Origin of the sequence: Lysobacter sp. CFH 32150 (genome assembly GCF_022758295.1) — a bacterium.
Lineage (GTDB): Bacteria > Pseudomonadota > Gammaproteobacteria > Xanthomonadales > Xanthomonadaceae > CFH-32150.
Map to the genome: position 1 here is coordinate 70454 of NZ_JALDWJ010000008.1, position 22468 is coordinate 92921.

Here is a 22468-nt window from a genome sequence, read left to right on the forward strand (position 1 = left end):
CCGCCCCACGGCTAGAATGCCCCGGCCGCCCGTAGATCCACGGCTCCACTCAGGCCAGAGAAACGCATGCGAATCCCCACCGCGATCTGCGCCCTGGCGCTCCTGCTGTCCCTGTCCGCCTGCGGCAAGGATGAAGCGGCGGCGAACAACCGCGGCGATGATCGTCCGGTCCCGGTGACGACCACGCGCGTGCAGCCGCGCACTTTCAGTGACACCCTGCAGGCGATCGGCACCGCACGTGCGCGAGAATCGATCACCGTGACGGCAAAAGTCAGCGAAACCGTGCAGCGCGTGCACTTCGACAGTGGCGACGAGGTCGGTGCCGGCGCGGTGCTGGTGACGTTGAGCGGACAGGCACAGCAGGCCGCGCTGACCGAGGCGCAGGCTGCGGCGAATGAAGCCGATCGCCTGTACCGTCGGCAGAATGAGCTGGCTGTGCAGCAACTGATCGCGCGCGCACAGTTGGATACGCAACGCGCCGTTCGCGATGCCGCGCAGGCGCGCGTTGCGCAGATGCGTGCCGCCATCGGCGACCGCAACATCCGCGCGCCATTCGCCGGCGTGCTCGGCATTCGCCAGATCAGCCCGGGCGCGTTGATCACGCCCGGTACCGTGATCGCCACGCTCGATGACGTGTCACGGATGTACGTGGACTTCCCGGTACCGGAAGCCGCCTTGGCCCAGGTCGCTCCAGGCCAGCACATCAGTGGCCGTGTCGCCGCGTATCCGGAGCGCACTTTCGATGGTTTGGTCAGCACCATCGATGCCCGCATCGATCCGGCCACGCGCGCAGTGACGGTGCGCGCGGATTTTCCCAATACGGATCGCGCACTGCGTCCGGGCATGTTGGTAAATGTCGAACTGCACCGATCGGAACGGCAGGCACTGCTGTTGCCTGAGATTGCGATCGTGCAGGTCGGTCAGAAGACCTTCGTGTACCGGGTGAAGGCGGACCACAGCGTCGAGCAGGCAGAAGTCGCGGTTGGAGCGCGCCGTGACGGACAGGCTGAGATCGTGTCCGGCTTGAAAGCCGGCGATCGCGTGGTGGTCGACGGCACTGGCAAGTTGCGTCCAGGTGCGAGTGTCGCCGAGGGCACGACGCCGACAACGCCAAAGCGGGGCTGAGCAGATGCGGCTGTCCAACCTCTCGATCGAGCGGCCGGTGTTCGCCACCGTGCTCAGCCTGCTGCTGATCGTGCTCGGCGTGATGGCGTTTTCGCGGCTGACCTTGCGCGAATTGCCCGCGATCGACCCGCCGGTGGTTTCGGTGGAAGTGAGCTATCCCGGCGCCTCGGCGGCCGTGGTCGAGAGCCGCGTCACCCAGGTGCTGGAGGATGCGCTGTCCGGCATCGAAGGCGTCGAGACGATCGAATCCAACAGCGTCAACGGCCGCGCGTCGGTGACGATCGAGTTCACTCTCTCGCGCGACATCGAAGGTGCAGCCAACGACGTGCGCGGTGCGGTCAGCCGCGTTGCCAACCGCCTCCCGGACGAAGCCGATCCGCCGCAGGTGACGAAAGTCGAAAGCGATGCCGACGTGATCCTCTGGCTCAACATGAGTTCCAGTGGCATGGACACGCTGCAGCTCAGCGACTATGCCGAGCGCTACGTCGTCGACCGGCTCTCCAGCATCGATGGCGTTGCGCAGGTGCGCATCGGCGGGCAACAGCGTTACGCCATGCGGGTCTGGCTCGATCGCGATGCGCTCGCCGCGCGTGGCATCACGGTCAACGATGTCGAGAACGCCTTGCGTGCGGAGAATGTCGAGCTGCCAGCAGGCCGCATCGAATCCGAGGCGCGCGACTTCACCCTGCGCGTTGCCCGCAATTACGAAAAGCCCGAGGACTTCGCGCAAATCCCGCTGGGCAAAGGTGCCGACGGTTACGTGGTGCGTCTCGGCGACGTGGCTAAAGTCGAACTGGCTTCCGCCGAACGCCGCTCCTATTTCCGCAGCAATGGCGAGCCGAACATCGGCCTCGGCATCGTCAAGACATCGACTGCCAACAGCCTCGACGTGGCGCTCGCAGCGCGGGCCGAAGCCGAACGCATGCAGCCCAGCCTGCCGGAAGGCACCCGCATCTTCGTCGCGTTCGATACCACGGTGTTCATCGAATCCGCGGTCGAGCGCGTCTACCACACGCTGGCCGAGGCGATCGTGCTGGTGCTGATCGTGATCTGGCTGTTCCTCGGCAGCGTGCGCGCAGCGCTGATCCCGGCGCTGACCGTTCCGGTCTGCCTGATCGCGGCGTTCATCCCGCTGTACGCCTTCGGATACTCGATCAACCTGCTGACCCTGCTCGCGCTGGTGCTGTGCATCGGCCTCGTCGTGGACGATGCGATCGTGGTGCTTGAGAACATCCAGCGCCGCGCCGATCTTGGCGAACCCAAGCTGGTTGCGGCGGCGCGCGGCACCCGCCAGGTTGCGTTCGCGGTGATCGCTACCACTGCCGTGCTGGTCGCGGTGTTCCTGCCGATCGGTTTCATGCAGGGCAACACCGGGCGGCTGTTCCGCGAATTGTCGGTCGCGCTTGCCAGCGCGGTCGCGTTGTCGGCCTTCGTCGCGCTGACCTTGACGCCGATGCTGTCCTCGAAGCTGGTACGGCCGCACCGCGAAGAAAAATCCAACCCACTGCATCGTTGGGTCAATGGGCGGCTTGATGCGGTCACTACGCGTTACAAGCGTTTCATCGAGGGCAACGTCGAGCGGCCCTGGCGTTTCGGCGCATTGATGCTGCTCGCGCTCGTGCTGAGCTTCGGCTTGTTCAAGCTGGTTCCGTCGGAGCTCGCACCGCCGGAGGATCGCGGTTCGTTCAATATCACGCTGACGGGCCCTGAAGGCGCGGGCTACGACTACACCGTCAAGCAGATCACGCAAGCCGAGCAGATCATGGCCAGGCACGTCGGCAACGGTGGGCCGGTACGACGGGCGAACACGCGCGTACCGGGCAGCTTCGGCGCCAGCGAAGACATGCATATCGGTCGGGTCAGCGTGTTCCTCAAGGACTGGCGCGAGCGTGATGTCGAGACCGGCGACGTCGCCAAGCAGGTGAAAGGCGACTTGGACAAGTTGCCTGGGGTGCGCGTTTCGACCCAGGTCGGTGGTGGCCTGGTGCGCACGCGCGGCCAGCCGGTGCAGATCGTGATCGGCGGGCCGGATTATGCCGAATTGGCGCAGTGGCGTGACCGGCTGCTGGCGCGCATCGAACAGAATCCGGGTTTGGTCGGCGCCGATTCCGATTACAAGGAAACGCGCCCGCAGATGCGCGTCCAGATCGATCGCCAGCGTGCCGCCGATCTCGGCGTCAGCGTGGCCGACATCGGCCATGCGCTGGAGACGATGATGGGTTCCCGCCGCGTCACCACCTTCGTCCGTGGCGGCGAGGAGTACGACGTCGTCGTCCAGTCGACAAAGGATGGTCGCGCGAGCCCTGCCGACCTGACTGCGATCCAGGTGCGTACACGCGATGGCGAGCTGGTGCCGCTGTCGAACCTGGTCACGCTGGGCGATACGGCCGAGGCCGGCAGCCTCAATCGCTTCAACCGCCTGCGCGCGATCACGATCAACGCCGGCCTTGCGCCGGGATACCGGATAGGCGATGCGATCGCCTGGCTGCAGCAGGCGGTCGAAGAAGAATTGCCCGAGCAGGCGCAGATCGACTGGAAGGGCGAGTCGCGCGAATACCAGCGCGCCGGCGGTGCGGTGCTGCTGACCTTCACCCTGGCGCTGCTGATCGTGTACCTGGTGCTCGCCGCGCAGTTCGAGAGCTTCATCCACCCGTTCGTGATCATGCTGACGGTGCCACTGGGTGTGCTTGGCGCGCTGATCGGGTTGTGGCTGACCGGCGGGACGCTCAATCTCTTCAGCCAGATCGGCATCGTGATGCTGGTTGGCCTGGCGGCGAAGAACGGCATCCTGATCGTCGAATTCGCCAACCAGCTGCGTGACCAGGGGCGCAGCGTGCATCAGGCGATCGTCGAATCCGCCGGCGTGCGCTTGCGTCCGATCCTGATGACCTCCATCGCGACCATGGTCGGTGCCTTGCCGCTGGTGCTGGCCGGTGGGCCGGGTTCGGCCAGTCGTGGCACGATTGGCGTGGTCGTGATCTTTGGCGTCGGTTTCTCGACGCTGCTGTCGTTGTTCGTGGTGCCGGCGTTTTACGCGCTGCTCGCACCGTATACGCGTTCGCCGGAAGCGGTGGCGCAGGAGTTGAAACAATTGGAAGCCGAAGTGCAGCCCGTCGGAGGCCACGGATGAGCGAAAAACCGCGCTCGCCGTGGTCGGGACGTGGCTCGAAGGCGCCGCCTCGCGGCAAGCACCCGGAGCCGCAACACGCTCCGCAGCGCATGCCGAGGGAAGGCGTGCATCACGATGGAGAGCCTGCGCACTCGCACGCGCGCGAACATCGTGAAGTCGAATTGCGGCTGTATGGCCTCAATGCGATCCGCGCCGTATTCGCGCGCCGGCCACAGGCGATCCGCAAGCTGTATCTCACCGAGCAGCGCATCCCCCAATTGCAGCCCTTGCTCAAGTGGTGCGTCGCCAATCGCGTCGGCTATCGCGTGGTCGAGGACAGCGACCTGCAGAAACTCGCGGCGAGCTCGCACCATGAGGGCGTGGTCGCGGAAGTGCTGCGCGAAGAACCGCAGCCGTTGACGACCTGGCTACGCGACTTGCCCGCCGGTCCGCAATGCGCGCTGTGGTTGGATGGTGTCGGCAATCCGCACAACCTCGGCGCGATCCTGCGTTCGGCCGCGCATTTCGGCGTGGGCGCGATCCTGTTGCCGAAGCATTCTGCGCTGGCACTGTCGGGTGCCGCAGCGCGTGTCGCCGAGGGTGCTGCCGAAGCGGTGCCATTCGTGCGCCTGGGCCGAGAGGACAACGCCATCGCGCAGTTGCACGGGGCAGGGTTCGGGTTGGCGGCGACAGTGGTGCGCGGTGGCGCGGCGCTGTTCGGACACGAGCTGCCGACACGGTTGGTGTATGTGCTCGGTGCCGAAGGCGAGGGCATGGACCCAGCGCTTGCTGCGGTTTGCGATCTTCGTCTGTCGATTCCCGGCAGCGGCGCGGTCGAAAGCCTCAATGTCGCCGCAGCGACTGCGGTGTTCCTGGCCGAGTGGGCACGACTGCGACACTAGCCCTTGCTCGTCATCCCCGCGGCTTTCAACAGCCGAATGGCTGGTCACGCGGGGATCCAGTGACTTTGCCCTGTTCGTCATCCCTGCGGAAGCAGGGATCCAGTGACTTTGGCTCTTTCGCTTTTAGAAGGTAAGAGCATTCCACTGCTGCGCAGCGGGTCACTTTTCTTTGCTGGCCCAAAGAAAAGTAACCAAAAGAAATGGCCTCCTTGGCAAGAGCACACCCTGCGGCGTGGGAGGCTGCGGAGATTTTTCGACTCGGCATCCATGCCTCGGTCGAAAAACGGCGCACATCCTGTGCGCCGCCCTCCGGGTTGTGAGCCAAGTCAGTCAGTCATTTTTCTTTCGAAGCAAGAGCTTCAGATGCTCACTCCTTCGGCGGCTCGACCTTCTTCAGTTCACTGCCAAAATTACCTTCCGCATCCGCGGCCAGGTATGCGAACACCGCGTATGCCGCGACGTTCTGCGCCAACGCCTTCGGGTCGATCTTGTCGAGGGTGTCGTCCGGCGTGTGGTGGTAGTCGAAGTAGTCGCTGCCGTCCTGCGCCAACCACGCCCACGCCATGCCCTGCGCCGCGAAGGGGCTGATATCGGGGCCGGGACCGCCCTTGTCGGTGACGTACGCGATGCCGAGCGGCGCCAGCGCGGTGGCGATTTGCGCGGCCGCTGCCTTGGCGTGATCGGGGGCGCTGGTATTGAAGGCATAGATGCGGCCGGCACCGAAGTCGCTTTCGGCGGCGATCTGGTGCTTGTTGATGTCGCCGACATGCTTGGCCGCGTACGCGCCACCGCCATGCAGGCCCTGTTCCTCGTTGGCGAAAGCGATCACGCGGATCGTGCGCGCCGGGCGCTGCGGCAACTTGCCGATCAGGTGCCCCGCGGCCATACCGATGGCGACGCCGGCGCCGTCGTCGATCGCGCCAGTGCCGAGGTCCCAGGAATCGAGATGGCCACCGATCACCACGACTTCGTCAGGCTTGCCGCGGCCGCCCGCTCCTGAACCAGTGATTTCGCCGATCACGTTGTGCGAGGTCGCGGTGCCGTCCCAGCCGCAATCGAGCGCAAGGCGCACACGGACCGGGCCGCGCTTGAGCAGGCGCGTGAGTTGGTCGGCGTCGGGTGCCGCCAGCGCCGCCGAGGGAATCGGAGTCAGCCCATCGTCGTAACGGGTGATGCCGGTGTGCGGGTTGCGATGCGAATCGGTGCCGGCAGAACGCATCAGGTAGCCGCTCGCACCGGCGCGGATCGCCGCCGACGGTCCCGCCGCACGCACGCGCCCACCCGGGCCGTAGCCGCTGCCGTCGCGCGCACGCGCCATCGTGTAGTCGATGAACGCGATCTTGCCCTTGAGCGAATTCTTGGGCGCGGCCTGTAGCGCGGCGAGGTCGGCAAAACGCACGACCTCGGCCTCGACCGTGCCGCCCGGACTGCCGCCGAGCGCGGTGATCGCCAATCGCTGTGCACTCGCGCCCAGCACTTCGGCGTGTTCGCTGCGGCGCTCCCATTTCGGGAACGTCACTGGCTCCAGCCACACCTTGTCGTAGCCGAGCTGCTTGAACTTCGCTTCGGCCCACTGCACCGCCCGCGCATCGGCTTCGCTGCCGGCCAGGCGCGGACCGACTTCGGTGGTGAGCGATTCGACGACATCCCAGCCCGTGTTGTCGGCCAGCGCGCGTTCGCGCAATTGCGCGGCGGACTGCATGGCGGCATCGGAGATGGTGGTTGGAGCCGGCGTGCTCTCCGTTGGCGTGTTCTCCGCGGCCAGCGCGGCAGGCGAAAGGGCAAGTGCGAGCAGACACGAAGCGAAACGCATGCAGGACTCCAACGGAGAAACACGAAGCCACGAGCTTAGCAACCCGTGGCTTCGTATGGCCCTGTCTCAAGTCATGCGCGACCCGAGCAGTTTTTGCCGCTGCCCGCAGCGTGGCTTGGGGCTGTTCAGCGAGTCGCCTACCGCTTCAACGAATCACGAATTTCGCGCAGCAACAGCACGTCTTCCGGCGGGGCGGCGGGCGTGGCTTCGACCGGCTTGCGCATGCGGTTGATGGCCTTGACCACGATGAAGATGGCGAGCGCGATGATCAGGAACTGGATGATCGTGTTGAGGAAATCACCAATGCCGAGCATCACCGCCGGCACTTCCTTGCCGGCCGCATCCACCGTTGCATCTTTCAGCGTGATCGCCCATTTCGAAAAATCGATACCACCGAGCAGCAGTCCGATGGGCGGCATGATGATCTTGTCGACGAGTGACGTGACGATCTTGCCGAACGCTCCGCCGATGACCACGCCTACGGCCAGATCGATCGCATTGCCACGTGCGATAAATTCCTTGAACTCGCTGACCATGCCCATGAGCGCTCCTCCGGCGCCGGTCACGCACCGGCTGCCGGGCGAGGTTAACCCGGGGCGCGCGGGGGCGCGACTACGCCGCGCAGGGTGATCAGGTCGTCCAGGCTGGCGACAAAACGATCGCCCGCCTGGAGCGGGCCGACTCCGGCGGGCGTACCCATGAAGACTAGGTCGCCAGCGCGCAGGGCATACAACTTCGACAGCTCGCGGAGGATGTCGGCGACGTTCCAGATCATCTGGTCGAGTCCGGACTGCTGGCGCAGCGTGTCGTTGACCTTGAGCGACAAGCCGCGCGCAGCGAGCGGGCCGACTTCATGCGCGGGCACGATCTCGCTCACCGGTGCGGCATGGTCGAACGCTTTGCCGGTATCCCAGGGCAGGCCCTTGGCCTTGGCCGCGGCCTGCAGGTCGCGACGGGTCAGGTCGAGACCGATGCCGTAACCGAAGACCAGCGCGGGTGCGTCGGCAGGATCGAGCACGCCGATGGGCGCATCGTGGCCGAGCGCGACCACCAGCTCGACTTCGTGATGCAGATCCTGTGTACCCGGCGGGTAGGGCACCACGCCATCGACGACGATGGCATCGGCCGGCTTGCAGAAGAACACCGGCTGGCCACGATCGATGCTGGCCCCCATCTCCCTGGCGTGATCGGCGAAATTGCGGCCGACGCAGTAGATGCGGCGTACCGGGAACGTGCTGTCCGAGGGCAGGCCGCCGCCGCGGACCGGAATACGCGGCGTACTCGCTGCAGGGATGACGTCGGTCACGCCGACGGCAGGGCGGTCTTGCCGACTACGCGGAACTCGCCGTCGACCACGCGCTGGTCACGCGCGATGGGTTTGCCGCGGTGCTTCCACAGCCGATACAGCAGCCCGACGGCCAGCATGGCGACGCCGACGAACACACTGATGAACACCAATGCCAGTAGCAGGCCAAGACCCACCAGGCCGAACGCGAGCCGCAGCAGCGGATGCCGCGGTTTGCGCGGCGCGAAGGCGTTGCGGAAGGTATTGCTGTCGAAGCGAAACGAGGTGGCGGGCATCGTCGGGATGTCGTAATGACCGTGACACAATCCTTGTCCGGCCGGAGGCGGCGAGTATCGGGCGAGGCGCGAGAATTGTTGTGACAAATTCGTTAAATAGTGACCAAGCGCAAGGATCGCTGGTCGCGATCGCGCAGATCGAGGACGGCGGCTTCGCCGAAGTCGAAGCCACGCTCGACGGCGACGCCGAATCGCTGATCCTGTTTCGCGATGGCGACGGTGTGCGCGCCTGGCTCAACGTCTGTCCCCATGCCGGCCGCCGACTCGACTGGGCGCCGGGCAAGTTCCTCAAATCGAAGGACGGGCACCTGGTCTGCGCGGTGCATGGCGCGACCTTCGAACTGGGGGCAGGCGAATGCGTCGCCGGACCGTGCCGTGGCGCATACCTGCGCGCGGTCGATGTCGCGGTCCGCGATGGCGCGGTCTATCTCAAAACGTAGTGGGCTGTAGGATGGGTTTTAGCCCACCGTTCCCAATTCGACGTAGTGACGACGGTGGGCCAAGGCCCACCCTGCGATCAAAACATCAGGTTGACTGCGATCACGACGATCAGCAGATAGACCAGCGCCAGCGGTCCGCCGATGCGCCATAGGTCGCGCGGCTGGTAGCCGGCAGGTCCGGTGATCATCGACATCACCGGATTCGACGCCGTCATGAAGTTGTTGGAGGCCGACAGCGCGACGATCAACGCGAATGCGGTCGGATTGCCGCCTGCGGCGAGGGCGAGGTTGATCGCCATCGGCACCATCACGATGGTGGCGCCGACATGGCTGATCACCAGGGAAAAGATCGTGGTAAGCACGCCGATGGCGACTTCGATCACCCACACCGGTAGATCTTCCGGCAATCGCTCGATGGTGTGGCCGGCGATCCACGCAGCCGCACCGCTGGAATCCATCGCCCAGCCCAGCGGAATCAGGCAGGCCATCAGGAACACGGTCTTCCAGTTGATCGCGGCGTAGGCCTCGTCGATGTGCAGCACGCCGGCGATGAGCATGCCGGCGACGCCGGTCATCAGGGCGATCGATACCGGGATGCGCGTCGACAACGCCAGCAGCATGGTGATGGCGAAGATGCCCATCGCGATCTTGAACTTGTGCGGGCGCTGCTCGCCTTTCGGGTAGTCGGTGACGACCACGAAGTCCTTGCCCTCGGATGCCTGCGCGAGGTCCTGCCAGATGCCATGCAGCACCAGCATGTCGCCGGAACGCAGCGGCAGCTGGCGAACGTTCTCGCGATGTACCTGCTTGTCGCGGTTGACCGCAAGCAGGCTGATGCCGAACTGCTTGCGCAATTGCAGCTCGGCCTGGGTCTTGCCGATGTAGTTGGAAGTCGGCGGCACCACTGCTTCGGCGATGCCGGCGCGACTCGGATTGAACAGGTCGCCGAAGGTGCGCAGGCGCGTGCTCAGGCGCAGGAAATTGTTTTGCGCGAAGTCGGCGACCTGCTGCTTGGGCCCCATCGCGCCGAGCACGCTGCCAACCCAGATGCGTGCATCCGCCGGAGGCGCCAGGCGCTCTTCGTTGCCGGTCTTCAGCGCGAGCAACAGTGGTGCGTTGCGCAGCGCCTCGGCCTCGCCCAATGACATGCCCACCAACGGGCTGTCGGCGCTGACGTGCAATTCGTAGACATCGCCTTCGATGCCGTAGGCCTGGGCGAAGTAACTCTGCGTGCGCGCCGGCGTCACGCCCGCGTCGACATCGTCCTGCGCCAGTCGCTTGTCGCCGAAGAAATAGAAGTACAGCAGGCCGGCGCCGAGCAGGCCCAGGCCGATCGGCAGCGGCGTGAACATGTGCAGCGGTTCCAGCGTCGCCGCGCCCGACGGCAGGTTGGCGTTGGCCGACACCATCAAGTCGTTGAGCAGGATCAACGGCGAGTTGCCGACCATGGTGAGCGCGCCGCCCATCACGATCGCCACAGCCAGCGGCAACAGGAAACGCGACAACGGCAGGCCCGTGCGCGATGACAAACGCGAAGCCACCGGCAGGTACAGCGCCATCACCGATGGGTTCTGCATGAACGATGAATTGAGGCCGGCAACCGCTGATGTCAGCAGCAACAGGCGCTGCTCGATGCCGTTCGCGCGCCGCAGCAGCCAGCCGGCGAGGCGATTGAGTGCGCCGGTGCGATCGAGCCCGGCGCCGAGGATCATCGTCGCGATGATGCTCATCACCGCGTTACCAGAGAAGCCGCCGAACAATTCTTCCGGTGCGACCAGCCCGGTCAGCCCGAGCAACACCAGCACCACCAGCGCCACCACGTCGGCGCGGATCCGCTCGAAGACGAACATCGCCATCGTGAAACCCACCAGCCCGAGCACGAGCTTCATGTCGGTGGTGAGCGTCAGCGCGGTGTCCATTCGGCTGCGGTCTTAGGGCCAGTTAACGCATATGGAGCGGGTCGCGCCGGGCCTGAGCGCGTGCGAGGCAAGGAAGAGCGAGGGCGCGCATGCCGATACGCAACTGAGCGATGACGCGGCATCGCGTGCGCTCAGGCCCGGCCCTTCGGGTTGCTTCTCAGTGGCCGTCAGACGGCGCCGCGCGCCTTGGCCTTGCAAGCAGCAAGGCACTGCGTCGCGCAACACCGCCTGGCAGCCACTGAGAAGCAACGCGACCCGCTCCATATGTGTTAACTGGCCCTAATTCCGGTCGTAAAGGAGATCCCACACGCCGTGGCCGAGCTTCTGGCCACGGGTCTCGAAGTGGGTCTGCGGCCGCCATTCCGGCCGCGATACCGAGCCACGCGGACCGGCTCGGTTGCGCAAGCCGGGCGTGGCATCGAGCACATCCCACATCTGCTCCGCATAGTCGTGCCAATCGGTAGCGAGGTGCAAGCGTCCACCGACCGCGAGTTTGCTGACGATCAGCTTCGCGAAGTCGGGCTGGACCAGGCGACGCTTGTTGTGGCGCTTCTTGTGCCAGGGATCGGGGAAGTAGATGCGGACTTCATCGAGCGATCCGTCTGCGATCTCGTGTTGCAGCACTTCCACCGCGTCGTGGTGGTAGACGCGGACGTGATCGCTGCCGTCTTCGGCCAGCGCGTTGAGCAGGCGACCGACGCCAGGAGCATGCACTTCGATGCCGATCAGATCGCGCGCATGGTCGTGCTGTGCGGCGAAGCGCAGCGCTTCGCCGTTGCCGAAGCCGATCTCGAGCACACGCTTGGCCTTGCGCCCGAACACCGCGTCGAAATCGCGCGGCATGCCCCGGCTCTCAAGTGGCATGAAATCGAGCCCGAAGCGTGGCCACAGCAGATCGAACGCGCGCTGCTGCGCTGGGGTGAAACGCCCTTGGCGCAGCACGAAGCTGCGGACCTGGCGGCGGCCAGGCTCGGCAGTGAAGGGCTTGGGCGGGGCTTTGGCGCCGTCGCTGTTGAAGGGATCGGTCATGTGGGGGGAAGGCGCCATCAGCCGATCAGGCCATCGACCGGCGACGAAGCACTGGCGTAACGCTTGCGCGGAATGCGCCCGGCGAGGAAGGCCTCGCGTCCGGCTTCCACCGCCTTCCTCATCGCGCTTGCCATCAGTACCGGGTCCCTGGCGCCGGCGATGGCGGTGTTCATCAGCACGCCGTGGCAGCCCAGCTCCATTGCGATGGCGGCATCGGAGGCCGTGCCGACGCCGGCGTCGACGATGATCGGCACCTTGGCGTTCTCGACGATCTCGAGCAGGTTGTATTTGTTCTGCACGCCGAGGCCGGAACCGATCGGCGCCGCCAGCGGCATCACCGCGACGCAGCCGATCTCTTCGAGGCGCTTGGCGAGGATCGGATCGTCGGAGGTGTAGACCATCACCTCGAAACCGTCGGCGACCAGGATCTCGGCGGCCTTCAGGGTCTGCACCACATCCGGATACAGCGTCTTCTGGTCGCCCAGCACTTCGAGCTTCACCAGTTGATGCCCGTCGAGCAATTCGCGTGCCAGCCGGCAGGTACGGACAGCGTCGTCGGCGGTGTAGCAGCCGGCGGTGTTGGGCAGGATCGTGTAGCGATCCGGCGGCAGCACGTCGAGCAGGTTCGGCTCGCCCGGCGTCTGGCCGATGTTGGTGCGGCGGATGGCGACGGTCACGATTTCCGCGCCGGCGGCCTCGGTGGCGCGGCGGGTTTCGTCGAGATCCCTGAACTTGCCGGTTCCGGTGAGCAGACGCGAACGATAGCGGCGGCCGGCGACGATGAGGGCGTCGTCGGGCGCGGGAAAATGAGTGTCGGACATATGTGCATGTTACCGCGCCGTTGGTCGGTCGAAGTGGTCCTCTGGTCGGCCCCATGGCCGGTTTTTGTCGGCTGCACCGTGTGGGTGGTCGAGTGGATCAAAACCGTGCGGTCGGGACACCCCTGAACCTGCACGTGCGGCGGCGTTCCACCCGCGCGCGATGTGCACCATTGCGCGGTACGCACAGAGCACACCCGGCGCAAGCCGGCGTCGCAAAGCTACGGGTCCCGGCGACTCCCCCCGCCGCGGATAGCCGGGTTCCCGTTACCGCCGGTGGTTCGCATCGCGCGGTCTTCAACACTCAGGTCTCGTCAAACGCACACCCGGTGCAAACCGGGGCCGCAAAGCATCCGGGTGCCCTCCCAGGCACGGCTGAGCTACCGAGTGTAATGGGGGAGCGTTTTCTGCTCCCAAACGGGAACCGCAGACATGAAACTCAACTGGAGAAAGCCCGCCCTCTGGGCGGCACTCACCGTGGCCACGGTGGGGGCGGCAGCACTTGCCGCCGAAGCGGATGGACCGGATGTGACACCAACTTACTTTGCGTTGCCGCTACAGCCGGCAACCGGCAATCCGGTCACCTGTATGGAAAACACCGGCTCGACCCTCGGGCTCGGCTACCCCATGGGCGTCAAGCTCGACGGCAAAGGCACCGGCACTTGGGATATCTACTTGCCCTCCGATGAAACCGGCAGCGGCACGGCCGTGCCATCTGGCGATCCGGCACCCGGCGGCGGCCTGTCCTTTGCGGGCACGATCGTAGTCACCGACGTTGTCGGCGACAACAACGCGATCAATTTCTACAACGACGGGACCTTCCTCGGCGTCAGCGGCGTCATCATCAAGGCAGGCTCTGGCGGCTCACCGCAGTCGTCCAGCGTCTATCCCTATGAGCAACCGCCGGCATCGATTCCGGTCCCTGGTCCGAACAATGACCTAGTCGACTACGGTTGGCCGGATCCCTATCCGGGTGGTTATCCGGGCCCGCAGATCGAAGACGACAACCTCGATTCGCCTGCCGGCATCACCCAGGGCATCAGCCATATCGAGTTCTGCTTCTTCAACAGCGAGCCGATCGTGCGCCCGCCGAACATTTCGAAGACGGCGGATGGCACCTGGATTCGCTACCACGACTGGACCTTGAACAAGGAAGTCGATCCGGAAGCGATCGAGATGTTCAACGGCGATACCCACGACGTGGATTACACCATCACGGCGGCCAAGGATCCGTGGGGCAACTTCACGGTGTCCGGCGTCATCGAGCTGAGCGATCCGCTCGACCAGGGCTTCACTGTCGATAGCGTTGCGGACACCATCATCTTCGACGCCGACGCAGCCAACACGCCGTTCCACCCGACGTTGAACTGCGCGAACGTGGACGATGGTAGCGACGTATTCCATCGCTGCACCTACAGCATCACCCTGAGCAGCAAGACCTACTCGTTCCTCGCTGGAGGTACGGGCGGCGTCAACACTGCAGTGGCGCAGGTCAGCCTGGATGGACAGCCCGTCCTGACCGATCCCACGGAGGCCACCGCGAACTTCCTGTTCCCGGCTGAGCCGTCGGAAAGCTTCGGCGATGAGCTGGTGCTCGACGACACCATGGTGCCCGGCGCGCCGGACCACACCTTCACGGACGACGGCGTGTTCCAGTATCCGCACACCTTCGCTTGCCCGGATGACGAGGGCGACAACCCGAACACCGCGACTGGTACCTACACCACAGGCCCCGGCACGACCGGCGAGGTGGTGGACCAGGCCAACGTGAACGTGGATTGCCACGTCGTCACGGTGACGAAGACGGCACTGACCCGCTTCCATCGCGATTTCGACTGGACGCCTGAGAAGAAGATCGTGGTGCGTCCGCAAGATCTGACGGTGGAAGACAAGACCGTGCATTGCTCGCTGCTGGGCAGCGGTCCGTACGTGGGCAACTACCTGTGCGACGACATCACCATCGAACTGTTGTCGGGCAGCGTGTACGACACGGTGTATTCGCTGACTGCCACCAAGGATGCCGGCACGGATAGCGGGCAGCAGGTCTATGGCGTGATCACGGTCAGTTGGCCGGCCGATGCACCGGAACCGGTGTTCACTGGCGATCCGACCGATGTGTTGCAGTACGCGGCAGGTTTGCCGGCCTCGATCAACGCGACCGTCAGCAACTGCGTGCTCGGCACCAACGAGATCACGTGCGACTACGTGGCCGACGTCGGCGACGACCGTAGCGGTATCAACGAAGCAAGCATCGTGCGTCCGTGGGTTTGCTACAACGCGGATGAAACGACCAAGGTGTGCGCTGTTCCGGGCGAAAGCACTTACACCGGATCGCAGGCCTTCAGCTTCGGTGCTCCGACTACGACTGCGGATGATTGTGTCGCGCTAAGCGATCTGTTCAACGGCACCCCGGGTCTCAATCTCGGTGCTGGGCTGTTCCCGGAAGGCACCGTGATCGATCCGCTGTGCAACAGCGCCACGCTGTATCGCACCGCGACCGAAATCCCGGGCATCGACCTGGATATCCTGGCCGACTGGGCACCGCCGGGCTTCGAGCAGTTCACTCCGGCATGCACGTTCTATGTGCCGAACCTGCTCAAGCTGGCTCTGGATGACGGGCTGGTCGAGAGCGACGAGGCAGTGATCGGTGTGTTCGTCTCGGATGCCTGCAACCAGGGTTGCACCCTGACGCAGGGCTACTGGAAGACGCACGCGATCTTTGCAGCGAAGCCGCAATTCACCAAGAAGCGTGACGACACTTGGGATTTGGTTGGGGCACAGGCGGAGAACACGACGTTCTTCCTCAGTGGCACCAGCTGGATCAATGTGTTCTGGACTCCGCCGAAGGGCAACGCCTACTACAACCTCGCCCACCAGTACATGGCGGCGAAGTTGAACGGCTATGCCGGTGCGAGTGTTCCGGCCGACGTGGCCGCTGCGATAGCCGATGCAGAAGCATGGTTCTCGCTGTATCCGCCAAGCCACACCTTCTGGAAGACCAACAAGAACCTGGTGATCACCACAGCCGGTCTGCTTGCGTCCTACAACGAAGGTTCGACCGGTCCTGGCCACTGCTCCGAAGCGCCACAAGCGCTGGTGTTGATGGTCAAGTAATCGATTGCAGCTAGACCTAGCAAACCCCCGGGCTTCGGCCCGGGGGTTTTCTTTTGCGCTTATCCGCCACCAAGGGCGTGCACGATTTCGACCCGGTCGCCCGGCTGCAACGGATGAGCTGCATGCGCACTGCGCGGCACGATCGAGCCATTGATCTCCACTGCAACCCGGCGTTCGGCCAGGCCTTCGTTCCGCAGCAGGTCGAGGATGCGGTAATCGTCCGGGAGCGTCCGCGATTCGCCGTTAAGGGTGATATCCATGGTGCGTATTGTCGCGCGTTGCCAATCCGTGCGCGCAAGGCCTAGACTTCCCCGGACGCGGGTGTAGTTCAATGGTAGAACTGCAGCTTCCCAAGCTGCTAGCGTGGGTTCGATTCCCATCACCCGCTCCACATACGTTCGACGGCGGCTCGCTTACGGTGGCCGCCGTTTTTCCTTTGCAGGAGGCGCGATGCGCCCTCGGATCGTGCTTGGTTGGCGGGAGTGGCTGGCGTTGCCGGCGCTCGGGATCGCGGCGATCCGCGCCAAGATCGACACCGGTGCGCGCAGTTCATCGCTGCATGTCGATGCGTACTGGCGCTTCGTGGAAGGCGGTGCGCCGTGGGCAGGGTTCCGCATCACCACCGGCGTGCGCGACGAACAGGTGATCGAAGCGAGCGCGCCGGTGCATGACGAACGTGAAGTCACCGATTCCGGTGGCAACCGCAGCCGGCGCATCTTTCTGCGGACACCGCTGCTCCTGGCAGGGATCGAGCGCGAGGTTGAAATCAATCTGACCGATCGCCGCGGCATGCTGTTCCCGATGCTGCTTGGCCGCACCGCGATGGCGCGCACGTTCACGGTCGACCCGGCACGCTCCTTCCTCCACGGCGACCTGCCGGCCCAACTCGCGCGGGCTTCTGACGAGAGCGACCTGCACCCATGAAACTGGCGATCCTCTCGCGCAACAGCAAGTTGTATTCCACCCGGCGCCTGGTCGAAGCCGCGCGCGAGCGTGGGCATAGCGTGCGCGTGCTGGATCCACTGCGCTGCTACATGCGCATCGCGTCCGACGGCTTCGCCATGCACCACCAGGGCCGCGCCCTGGCCGGCTACCACGCGGTGATTCCGCGTATCGGCGCATCGGTCACACGCTATGGCAGCGCAGTGCTGCGCCAGTTCGAACTGATGGGTAGTTACACCCCGAATCCGTCCGACGCCATCCTCAAGGCGCGCGACAAGCTGCGTTGCCACCAGCTACTGGCGGCCCAGGGCCTGGGCCTGCCGGCGACGGTGTTCGGTGACAACCCCGACGACACCAACGACCTGCTGGCGATGCTTGGCCCGACGCCGCACGTGATCAAGCTCAACGAAGGGACCCAGGGCGCGGGTGTGATGCTGACCGAGAAGCTGTCGGCCTCGCGCAGCGTGATCGAGGCGTTGCGTGGGCTGTACGCCAATTTCCTGGTGCAGGAATTCGTCGCCGAAGCCAAGGGCGCTGACCTGCGCTGCTTCGTGGTCGGCAGCCAGGTGGTAGCAGCAATGCGCCGGCAGGCACCGAAAGGGGACTTCCGCTCCAACCTGCACCGCGGCGGCACGGCCAAGGCAGTGACCCCTTCGGCGGCTGAGCAGGAAACCGCGGTCCGGGCCGCCAGGCTGTTGGGCTTGGGAGTGGCCGGCGTGGACCTGATCCGCTCCAGGCGCGGCCCGCTGATCCTGGAGGTCAACGCTTCGCCGGGGCTGGAGGGGATCGAGGCCGCCAGCGGCGTGGACGTGGCGGGGGCGGTGATCGACCACGTCCATCGCAGTGCCCAGCGCAAACGGGTCAAAGCCACGGGCTGAATGGGCGCTTGGCCGGATTAACGAATTTTTAAGGCCATTTCATACAGGTTTTTAACGCGGCTTTAATCGCCCCCTGCGTAGCCTGTCCGGACCGCAGCTCTGCCTGTAAGCCGCTCGGCAAACCGAAACGGACGAAGCAGATTACGGTAATCGGGGCTTTACTTTGGCCCAGGTACGGTGCTCCCGTGCCTGGGCCTGTTTTTGTCTGCATGCCCGTCTGCGGTCGTCCTGCATGCGTTCATCGCGGCAGGCTCTGGCAGAATTGTTAAGACGTGCGGAACCCCAGCGCGAGCGCCGGGTCGAACAACCCCACACATTCAGGAACCGCCATGCGCATCCTCGTCATTGAAGACAACCAGGACATCGCCGCCAACCTCGGCGACTACCTCGAGGATCGCGGCCACACCGTCGACTTCGCCGCTGATGGTGTCACCGGCCTGCACCTCGCGGTGGTCCATGACTTCGATGCGATCGTGCTCGACCTCAGCCTGCCCGGCCTCGATGGCCTCGAGGTATGCCGCAAACTGCGCAACGAGGCCCGCAAGCAGACGCCGGTACTGATGCTCACTGCGCGCGATTCACTCGACAACAAACTGGCCGGCTTCGATTCCGGCGCCGACGACTACCTGATCAAGCCATTCGCGCTGCAGGAAGTCGAAGTGCGCCTGAACGCGCTGGCACGGCGCGGCCGCGGCGTGCAGACCCGGGTGCTGAATGTCGGCGAGCTCGAATACAACCTCGACACGCTGGAAGTGCGGCGCGAAGGCAAGTTGCTGCAACTCAATCCGACCGCGCTGAAGATCCTGCAGGCGCTGATGGAAGCCGCCCCGGCGGTGGTGACGCGGCAGGAACTCGAAACCCGCGTGTGGGGCGAGGAACTGCCGGATTCTGATTCGCTGCGCGTGCATATCCACGGCCTGCGCGCGGTGGTCGACAAGCCGTTCGCGACGCCGCTGATCCAGACGCGCCACGGCATCGGCTATCGCATCGCCGCACCCGATGGCGGCTGAGAGTACGCGCCGCGCGCGTCGCTACCGACGGCGGCTCCGCAGCCGCATCATCCTGTCGTTCGTGCTGCTCGGCTTCGGCCTGACCGCGCTGTTCGCCTGGTCGGTCAATCGAGTGCGCGATCAGGTCGAGGACAAGCTGGTCGTCGATGTGATGAACCGCAACATCGACTTGTATGCGCAGCAATACGAGCGCGATCCGCGGAACCCGAGCCTGCCGGTCGACCAGATGCGCGCATTCGCGTTCACGCCGGACAAGTTCGAAAGCGTGCGCCAGAGCCAGCCCGATTGGTACGAGCTGTCCGATGGCATCCACGGCCTCAGCGGCGTCGACGAGGCGGGCCGACCGTTCTCGTACAGGCTGGCGGTGCGCAAGACGCCCCAGGTGTGGTTCTTCCTCGCCTACGACATGACCACGACGTTGCGCGGGCAGGAACAGTTCAACCGCGCGATCTACGCCGCGGTGGTCGTGTTCACCCTGTTGTCCTTGCTGGTCGGGTTGTGGGCGGCTTCGCGGGTGATGAGCCCGGTGTCGGAGCTTGCGAATCGCCTGAAGCAGTCCGGTCGCAGCTCGCAACCAGAAGCACTGGCCGAGCATTTCCCCGACGACGAAGTCGGCCAGCTCGCAGCCGCGCTCGACGATTATGCTGCGCGCCTGACCGAAGTCGTGCAGCGCGATCGCGAATTCAACGCCGACGTCAGCCACGAGCTGCGTACGCCGCTGGCGGTGATCCGCGGTGCCACCGAGCTCCTGCTGTCGCGGCCGGAGCTCGACGACCGCATGCAGGCCCGGCTGCGCCGCATCCAACGCGCCGAGCAGCAATGCACCGATCTCATCAGTGCATTGCTGTTGCTGTCGCGCAACGAGCGGGGCCATGGCATCTGCGATGTCGGCAAGGTCGCCGAGCAACTCCTCGATGCCCATCGCGCGCAGCTCGGTGGCAAGCCGCTCACCTTGCAGCTGGAAGGCGAGAGCGGATTGATCGTGGATGCGCCGGAAGCTGCGGTTGCCGTGGCCCTGGGCAACCTGATCGGCAACGCGGTGAAGTACACCCCGCAGGGTGACGTGGTGGTGCGCCTGCACCCCAGTTCCGTGGAAGTCGTCGATTCCGGCCCGGGCCTCACTCCAGAGGACGCCGCGCGCCTGTTCGAGCGCGGCTATCGCGGCACCCATGCCGAACATTCGCAGGGTGGCGGCATCGGCCTGTCGATCGTGCGTCGCCTGTGCGAGCTGTACGGCTGGGACGTGCGCGTCGTGCCAGGAGCCGAACGCGGCGTGGTGGCGACGTTGAGTTTTTGACTCCCTCCCCTGCTTGCAGGGAAGGGGTGGGGTGGGGTGTGAGGCGCGCAGCGCCGAATCTTGTCGCGAGAGGAGCAGGCTCGGCGCTTACGCGCCTCGAACCCCTCCTAGCCCCCCTGCAAGCAGGTGGAGGGACTTACACCGGCTCGAGCCAGCCGTACTTGTCCCTCGTGCTGCCATCGAACAGGCCAAAGAACAGTGCTTGCAACTGCTTGGTCACCGGTCCCGGCTTGCCGGCGCCAACCTGGCGACCGTCAACGGAACGGATCGGCGTGATCTCGGCCGCGGTGCCGCACATGAACAACTCATCGCACAGATAGAGGTATTCACGCGGCAGGTCGCGTTCGATCACTTCGATGCCATTGTCGCGGGCGAGGGCGATGATGGTGTTGCGGGTGATGCCGTTGAGCAGTGCGGCGCTCACCGGCGTGGTATGCAACGCGCCATCGAACACCAGGAACAGATTCTCGCCGGCGCCTTCGCTCAGCAGGCCGGTGGAAGCGAGTGCGATGCCTTCACCGAAACCAAGGCGGCGCGCCTCGCGCGCGACCAGCTGGCCCGACAGATAATTGCCGCCGGCCTTGGCGCCCGCGGGAATGGTATTGGGCGCGAATCGCTGCCAGCTCGACACGCAGGCATCGATGCCTTGCTCGAGCACGCTGGCGCCGAGGTACTGGCCCATCTTCCACGTGGCGACGGCGACGTCGACCGGTGTTTCCGCGGACAACCCGAAACCGCCGAGGCCGCGATATGCGACCGGGCGCAGGTAGTCGGTGGTGTTGTTGTTGGCGGTGATCACTTCACGGCACGCGGCGTTGATCTGCTCCAGCGTGTACGGCACCGGCATGTCGTAGATCTTGGCCGAGGCATACAGGCGACGGTTATGGTCGGTGAGGCGGAAGATCGCCGGACCGTTGTGCGTCTGGTAGCAGCGGATGCCCTCGAACACCGACGAGCCGTAATGCAGCGCATGCGACATCACGTGGGTGGTGGCCTCGGCCCATGGCTTGATCTTGCCGTTGTGCCAGATCCATTCGGGGTAGTTCATGTTCGCTGCCTGCGCGGGGAAACCGCTATTTTGCCCTAGCGCAAGGCTGGAACGCTGCGCGTATGGCGTTAACAGGCGGCTTTAGCAGGACACTACAGGCTTACCCACCAGCAATCGAAGTGGCGGCGCAAGCCGAACACCGTATGGGACGGCGTGCTGCCGTTGGCCAGGGTCTGCTCGACCCGCAAGGCCACCGTCGGCGCGCGCACGGTGGTTTGCGGGTAGTAGTCGTCGCTGACGCCAGGATTCCCGCTGCCATCGGGATCGTCCACATCTTCGGGAGGACGCGCAGTGACCGGAATGATGTCCACCAGTGGGCGATGGACGATCGCATCGAGCCGGCTCATCACGCTTTCCGCGCCGCTGCTCGAAATGCCCACCCAGTGGTACACGCTGGCCAGGCGATTCGCATCCTGCGCGTCGATCGCGGTGGTCATTTCGTAGACCAGGTCCTGCAGGTTGCGTGAGCAGCCGACCTGACGGAGCCGCAACCCGCGTGCTTCCGATGACGCCCGCGGCAACCGATCGGCGGCGCCGAGCTCGGCGCATTTCTGATCGGTGAAAACCGCGGTGCCATCCGGTCGGGTGCAGCGGCGTACCTGCGCCTGCGCGGAAGATCCCCACGGCAGCCAGAGCACGAGTGCGAGCAGGAGCAGCAAACGGGACAGGAAAGGCATCCCCGCAGCCTAACGCCGGCCGGGAATGGCGGAAAGTGCGCAGGCGAGTGGTGAGCGTGATTGCGATCAGAACTTCACGAAATAGCAGCCGGCATGACGCACGACCTCGAAATCGGTCACCGAGCCGCCTTCGCCGAACACGACTTGCAACACGCCCCCGTTGCCGGAGTCGGCAGCGCTGGTCGCGAGCCAGGCGCCGGCGTCATCCGCACCGTAAATCCGTGCGGCGTAATAGTGGCTGTCGACGACCGGCCGGCGTGCAAGGTGGTCGAGACGATCCATGATGCGTTGGCCGCGGGCATGATCCAAGCCGACCCAGTGATAGCTCTCGGCCACACGGTTGACGTTGCCCAGCGCGAACGCACCCTGCAGGTCCATCGCCAGCTGCGTCGGTGTGCGCGCGCAGCCATTGGCGAGCGAGCGCCGCCCGACAGGTCGCGTCGTCGGCAAATCAATCTCGATGGCGATGCCCTGCTCGATGGCAGCGGCGAGCGACTGGGCTTCTTCGCGCGCGATGCGCCCCAGCATCTCACCCGACATCGGCACTGCCTTAGCGCCGAACAATGCGCAGGGCTTGTCGGTATAGACGAGGATGCCGTCGGGGGATTCACAGCGCTGGAGGCCGTCCGCGGCCTGCAACGGTTGCGAACCCATGATCGCTATGAATACGGCGAGTACGAATCCTGCAATGACGGCTTTCATGAGGGCACATCCACCAAATCGGATGTGCGTAGCGTCACCCTGCCTGGATCAATGCACCGTCGCA

The 22468-nt window shown here is 65.1% G+C and carries 20 protein-coding genes, 1 tRNA gene and 2 riboswitches; of the genes, 10 read left to right on the forward strand and 11 right to left on the reverse strand.

Annotated features, from left to right (window positions below):
* Positions 1–66 precede the first annotated feature (66 nt).
* From MO486_RS11850 to MO486_RS11860, 3 genes are all read left to right on the forward strand, one after another.
* Positions 67–1125 (forward strand): efflux RND transporter periplasmic adaptor subunit, encoded by a 1059-nt coding sequence (locus MO486_RS11850; RefSeq protein WP_242907889.1) that lies wholly within the window; start codon positions 67–69, stop codon positions 1123–1125.
* Between the two features lie 4 nt (positions 1126–1129).
* Complete coding sequence (locus tag MO486_RS11855) at positions 1130–4255, forward strand: efflux RND transporter permease subunit (RefSeq protein ID WP_242907891.1); 3126 nt, start codon at positions 1130–1132, stop codon at positions 4253–4255.
* Between the two features lie 89 nt (positions 4256–4344).
* Positions 4345–5136: a TrmH family RNA methyltransferase gene (locus MO486_RS11860; protein WP_345779213.1), complete on the forward strand. Its 792-nt coding sequence runs from the start codon at positions 4345–4347 to the stop codon at positions 5134–5136.
* Between the two features lie 367 nt (positions 5137–5503).
* Here the strand turns inward: MO486_RS11860 and MO486_RS11865 are convergent, their stop codons facing one another.
* From MO486_RS11865 to MO486_RS11880, 4 genes are all read right to left on the reverse strand, one after another.
* A complete protein-coding gene (locus MO486_RS11865) occupies positions 5504–6949 on the reverse strand; it encodes a M28 family peptidase (protein WP_242907893.1) in 1446 nt (481 codons plus the stop codon).
* 137 nt (positions 6950–7086) lie between these two features.
* On the reverse strand, positions 7087–7491 hold the full coding sequence (mscL, locus tag MO486_RS11870) for a large-conductance mechanosensitive channel protein MscL (RefSeq protein WP_242907896.1): 405 nt from the start codon (positions 7489–7491) through the stop codon (positions 7087–7089).
* Between the two features lie 44 nt (positions 7492–7535).
* Positions 7536–8255 carry a fumarylacetoacetate hydrolase family protein gene (locus MO486_RS11875; RefSeq protein WP_242907898.1) on the reverse strand — a complete coding sequence of 240 codons (720 nt, stop codon included), beginning with the start codon at positions 8253–8255 and terminating at the stop codon, positions 7536–7538.
* Positions 8252–8530: a hypothetical protein gene (locus tag MO486_RS11880; protein ID WP_242907900.1), complete on the reverse strand. Its 279-nt coding sequence runs from the start codon at positions 8528–8530 to the stop codon at positions 8252–8254. The genes MO486_RS11875 and MO486_RS11880 overlap by 4 nt, the downstream gene beginning before the upstream one ends.
* An 80-nt stretch (positions 8531–8610) precedes the next feature.
* Between MO486_RS11880 and MO486_RS11885 the strand changes: the two genes are divergently transcribed.
* Complete coding sequence (locus tag MO486_RS11885) at positions 8611–8970, forward strand: Rieske (2Fe-2S) protein (protein WP_242907902.1); 360 nt, start codon at positions 8611–8613, stop codon at positions 8968–8970.
* A 77-nt stretch (positions 8971–9047) separates the two neighbouring features.
* Here the strand turns inward: MO486_RS11885 and MO486_RS11890 are convergent, their stop codons facing one another.
* The 3 genes from MO486_RS11890 to MO486_RS11900 form a co-directional block, all read right to left on the reverse strand.
* Positions 9048–10889, reverse strand: coding sequence for an SLC13 family permease (locus MO486_RS11890; RefSeq protein WP_242907904.1), 1842 nt, complete (start codon positions 10887–10889; stop codon positions 9048–9050).
* A 279-nt stretch (positions 10890–11168) separates the two neighbouring features.
* The gene (gene trmB / locus MO486_RS11895; RefSeq protein WP_242908333.1) at positions 11169–11918 is read right to left on the reverse strand and encodes a tRNA (guanosine(46)-N7)-methyltransferase TrmB; all 750 of its coding nucleotides are present in this window, start codon (positions 11916–11918) and stop codon (positions 11169–11171) included.
* Between the two features lie 17 nt (positions 11919–11935).
* Positions 11936–12739, reverse strand: a complete 804-nt coding sequence (locus MO486_RS11900; RefSeq protein ID WP_242907906.1) for a thiazole synthase — start codon at positions 12737–12739, stop codon at positions 11936–11938.
* Between the two features lie 177 nt (positions 12740–12916).
* A riboswitch (cyclic di-GMP riboswitch) is annotated at positions 12917–13005 on the forward strand.
* A 40-nt stretch (positions 13006–13045) separates the two neighbouring features.
* A riboswitch (cyclic di-GMP riboswitch) is annotated at positions 13046–13124 on the forward strand.
* A gap of 44 nt (positions 13125–13168) precedes the next feature.
* Between MO486_RS11900 and MO486_RS11905 the strand changes: the two genes are divergently transcribed.
* A complete protein-coding gene (locus MO486_RS11905; protein ID WP_242907908.1) occupies positions 13169–15850 on the forward strand; it encodes a hypothetical protein in 2682 nt (893 codons plus the stop codon).
* A 59-nt stretch (positions 15851–15909) separates the two neighbouring features.
* On the opposite strand, the gene thiS is transcribed toward MO486_RS11905, so the two are convergent.
* Entirely contained in the window at positions 15910–16110 is a 201-nt protein-coding gene (thiS, locus tag MO486_RS11910) for a sulfur carrier protein ThiS (protein WP_242907910.1), read from the reverse strand.
* A gap of 57 nt (positions 16111–16167) precedes the next feature.
* On the opposite strand from thiS, the gene MO486_RS11915 reads away from it, so the two are divergent.
* From MO486_RS11915 to MO486_RS11935, 5 genes are all read left to right on the forward strand, one after another.
* A tRNA-Gly gene (locus MO486_RS11915) sits at positions 16168–16241 on the forward strand.
* Positions 16242–16300: 59 nt separating this feature from the next.
* A complete protein-coding gene (locus tag MO486_RS11920) occupies positions 16301–16774 on the forward strand; it encodes a RimK/LysX family protein (protein WP_242907912.1) in 474 nt (157 codons plus the stop codon).
* Complete coding sequence (gene rimK, locus MO486_RS11925) at positions 16771–17670, forward strand: 30S ribosomal protein S6--L-glutamate ligase (protein WP_242907914.1); 900 nt, start codon at positions 16771–16773, stop codon at positions 17668–17670. Before MO486_RS11920 ends, rimK begins: the two co-directional genes overlap by 4 nt.
* Before the next feature lie 329 nt (positions 17671–17999).
* The gene (locus MO486_RS11930) at positions 18000–18680 is read left to right on the forward strand and encodes a response regulator transcription factor (protein ID WP_242907916.1); all 681 of its coding nucleotides are present in this window, start codon (positions 18000–18002) and stop codon (positions 18678–18680) included.
* Positions 18670–19977, forward strand: coding sequence for a HAMP domain-containing sensor histidine kinase (locus MO486_RS11935; protein WP_242907918.1), 1308 nt, complete (start codon positions 18670–18672; stop codon positions 19975–19977). Before MO486_RS11930 ends, MO486_RS11935 begins: the two co-directional genes overlap by 11 nt.
* Before the next feature lie 136 nt (positions 19978–20113).
* Here MO486_RS11935 and MO486_RS11940 read toward each other — a convergent pair whose 3' ends face one another.
* The 3 genes from MO486_RS11940 to MO486_RS11950 form a co-directional block, all read right to left on the reverse strand.
* Complete coding sequence (locus MO486_RS11940; RefSeq protein ID WP_242907920.1) at positions 20114–21025, reverse strand: branched-chain amino acid transaminase; 912 nt, start codon at positions 21023–21025, stop codon at positions 20114–20116.
* Between the two features lie 92 nt (positions 21026–21117).
* A complete protein-coding gene (locus tag MO486_RS11945) occupies positions 21118–21702 on the reverse strand; it encodes a hypothetical protein (RefSeq protein ID WP_242907922.1) in 585 nt (194 codons plus the stop codon).
* A 66-nt stretch (positions 21703–21768) separates the two neighbouring features.
* Positions 21769–22404: a hypothetical protein gene (locus MO486_RS11950; RefSeq protein ID WP_242907924.1), complete on the reverse strand. Its 636-nt coding sequence runs from the start codon at positions 22402–22404 to the stop codon at positions 21769–21771.
* Between the last annotated feature and the right edge of the window lie 64 nt (positions 22405–22468).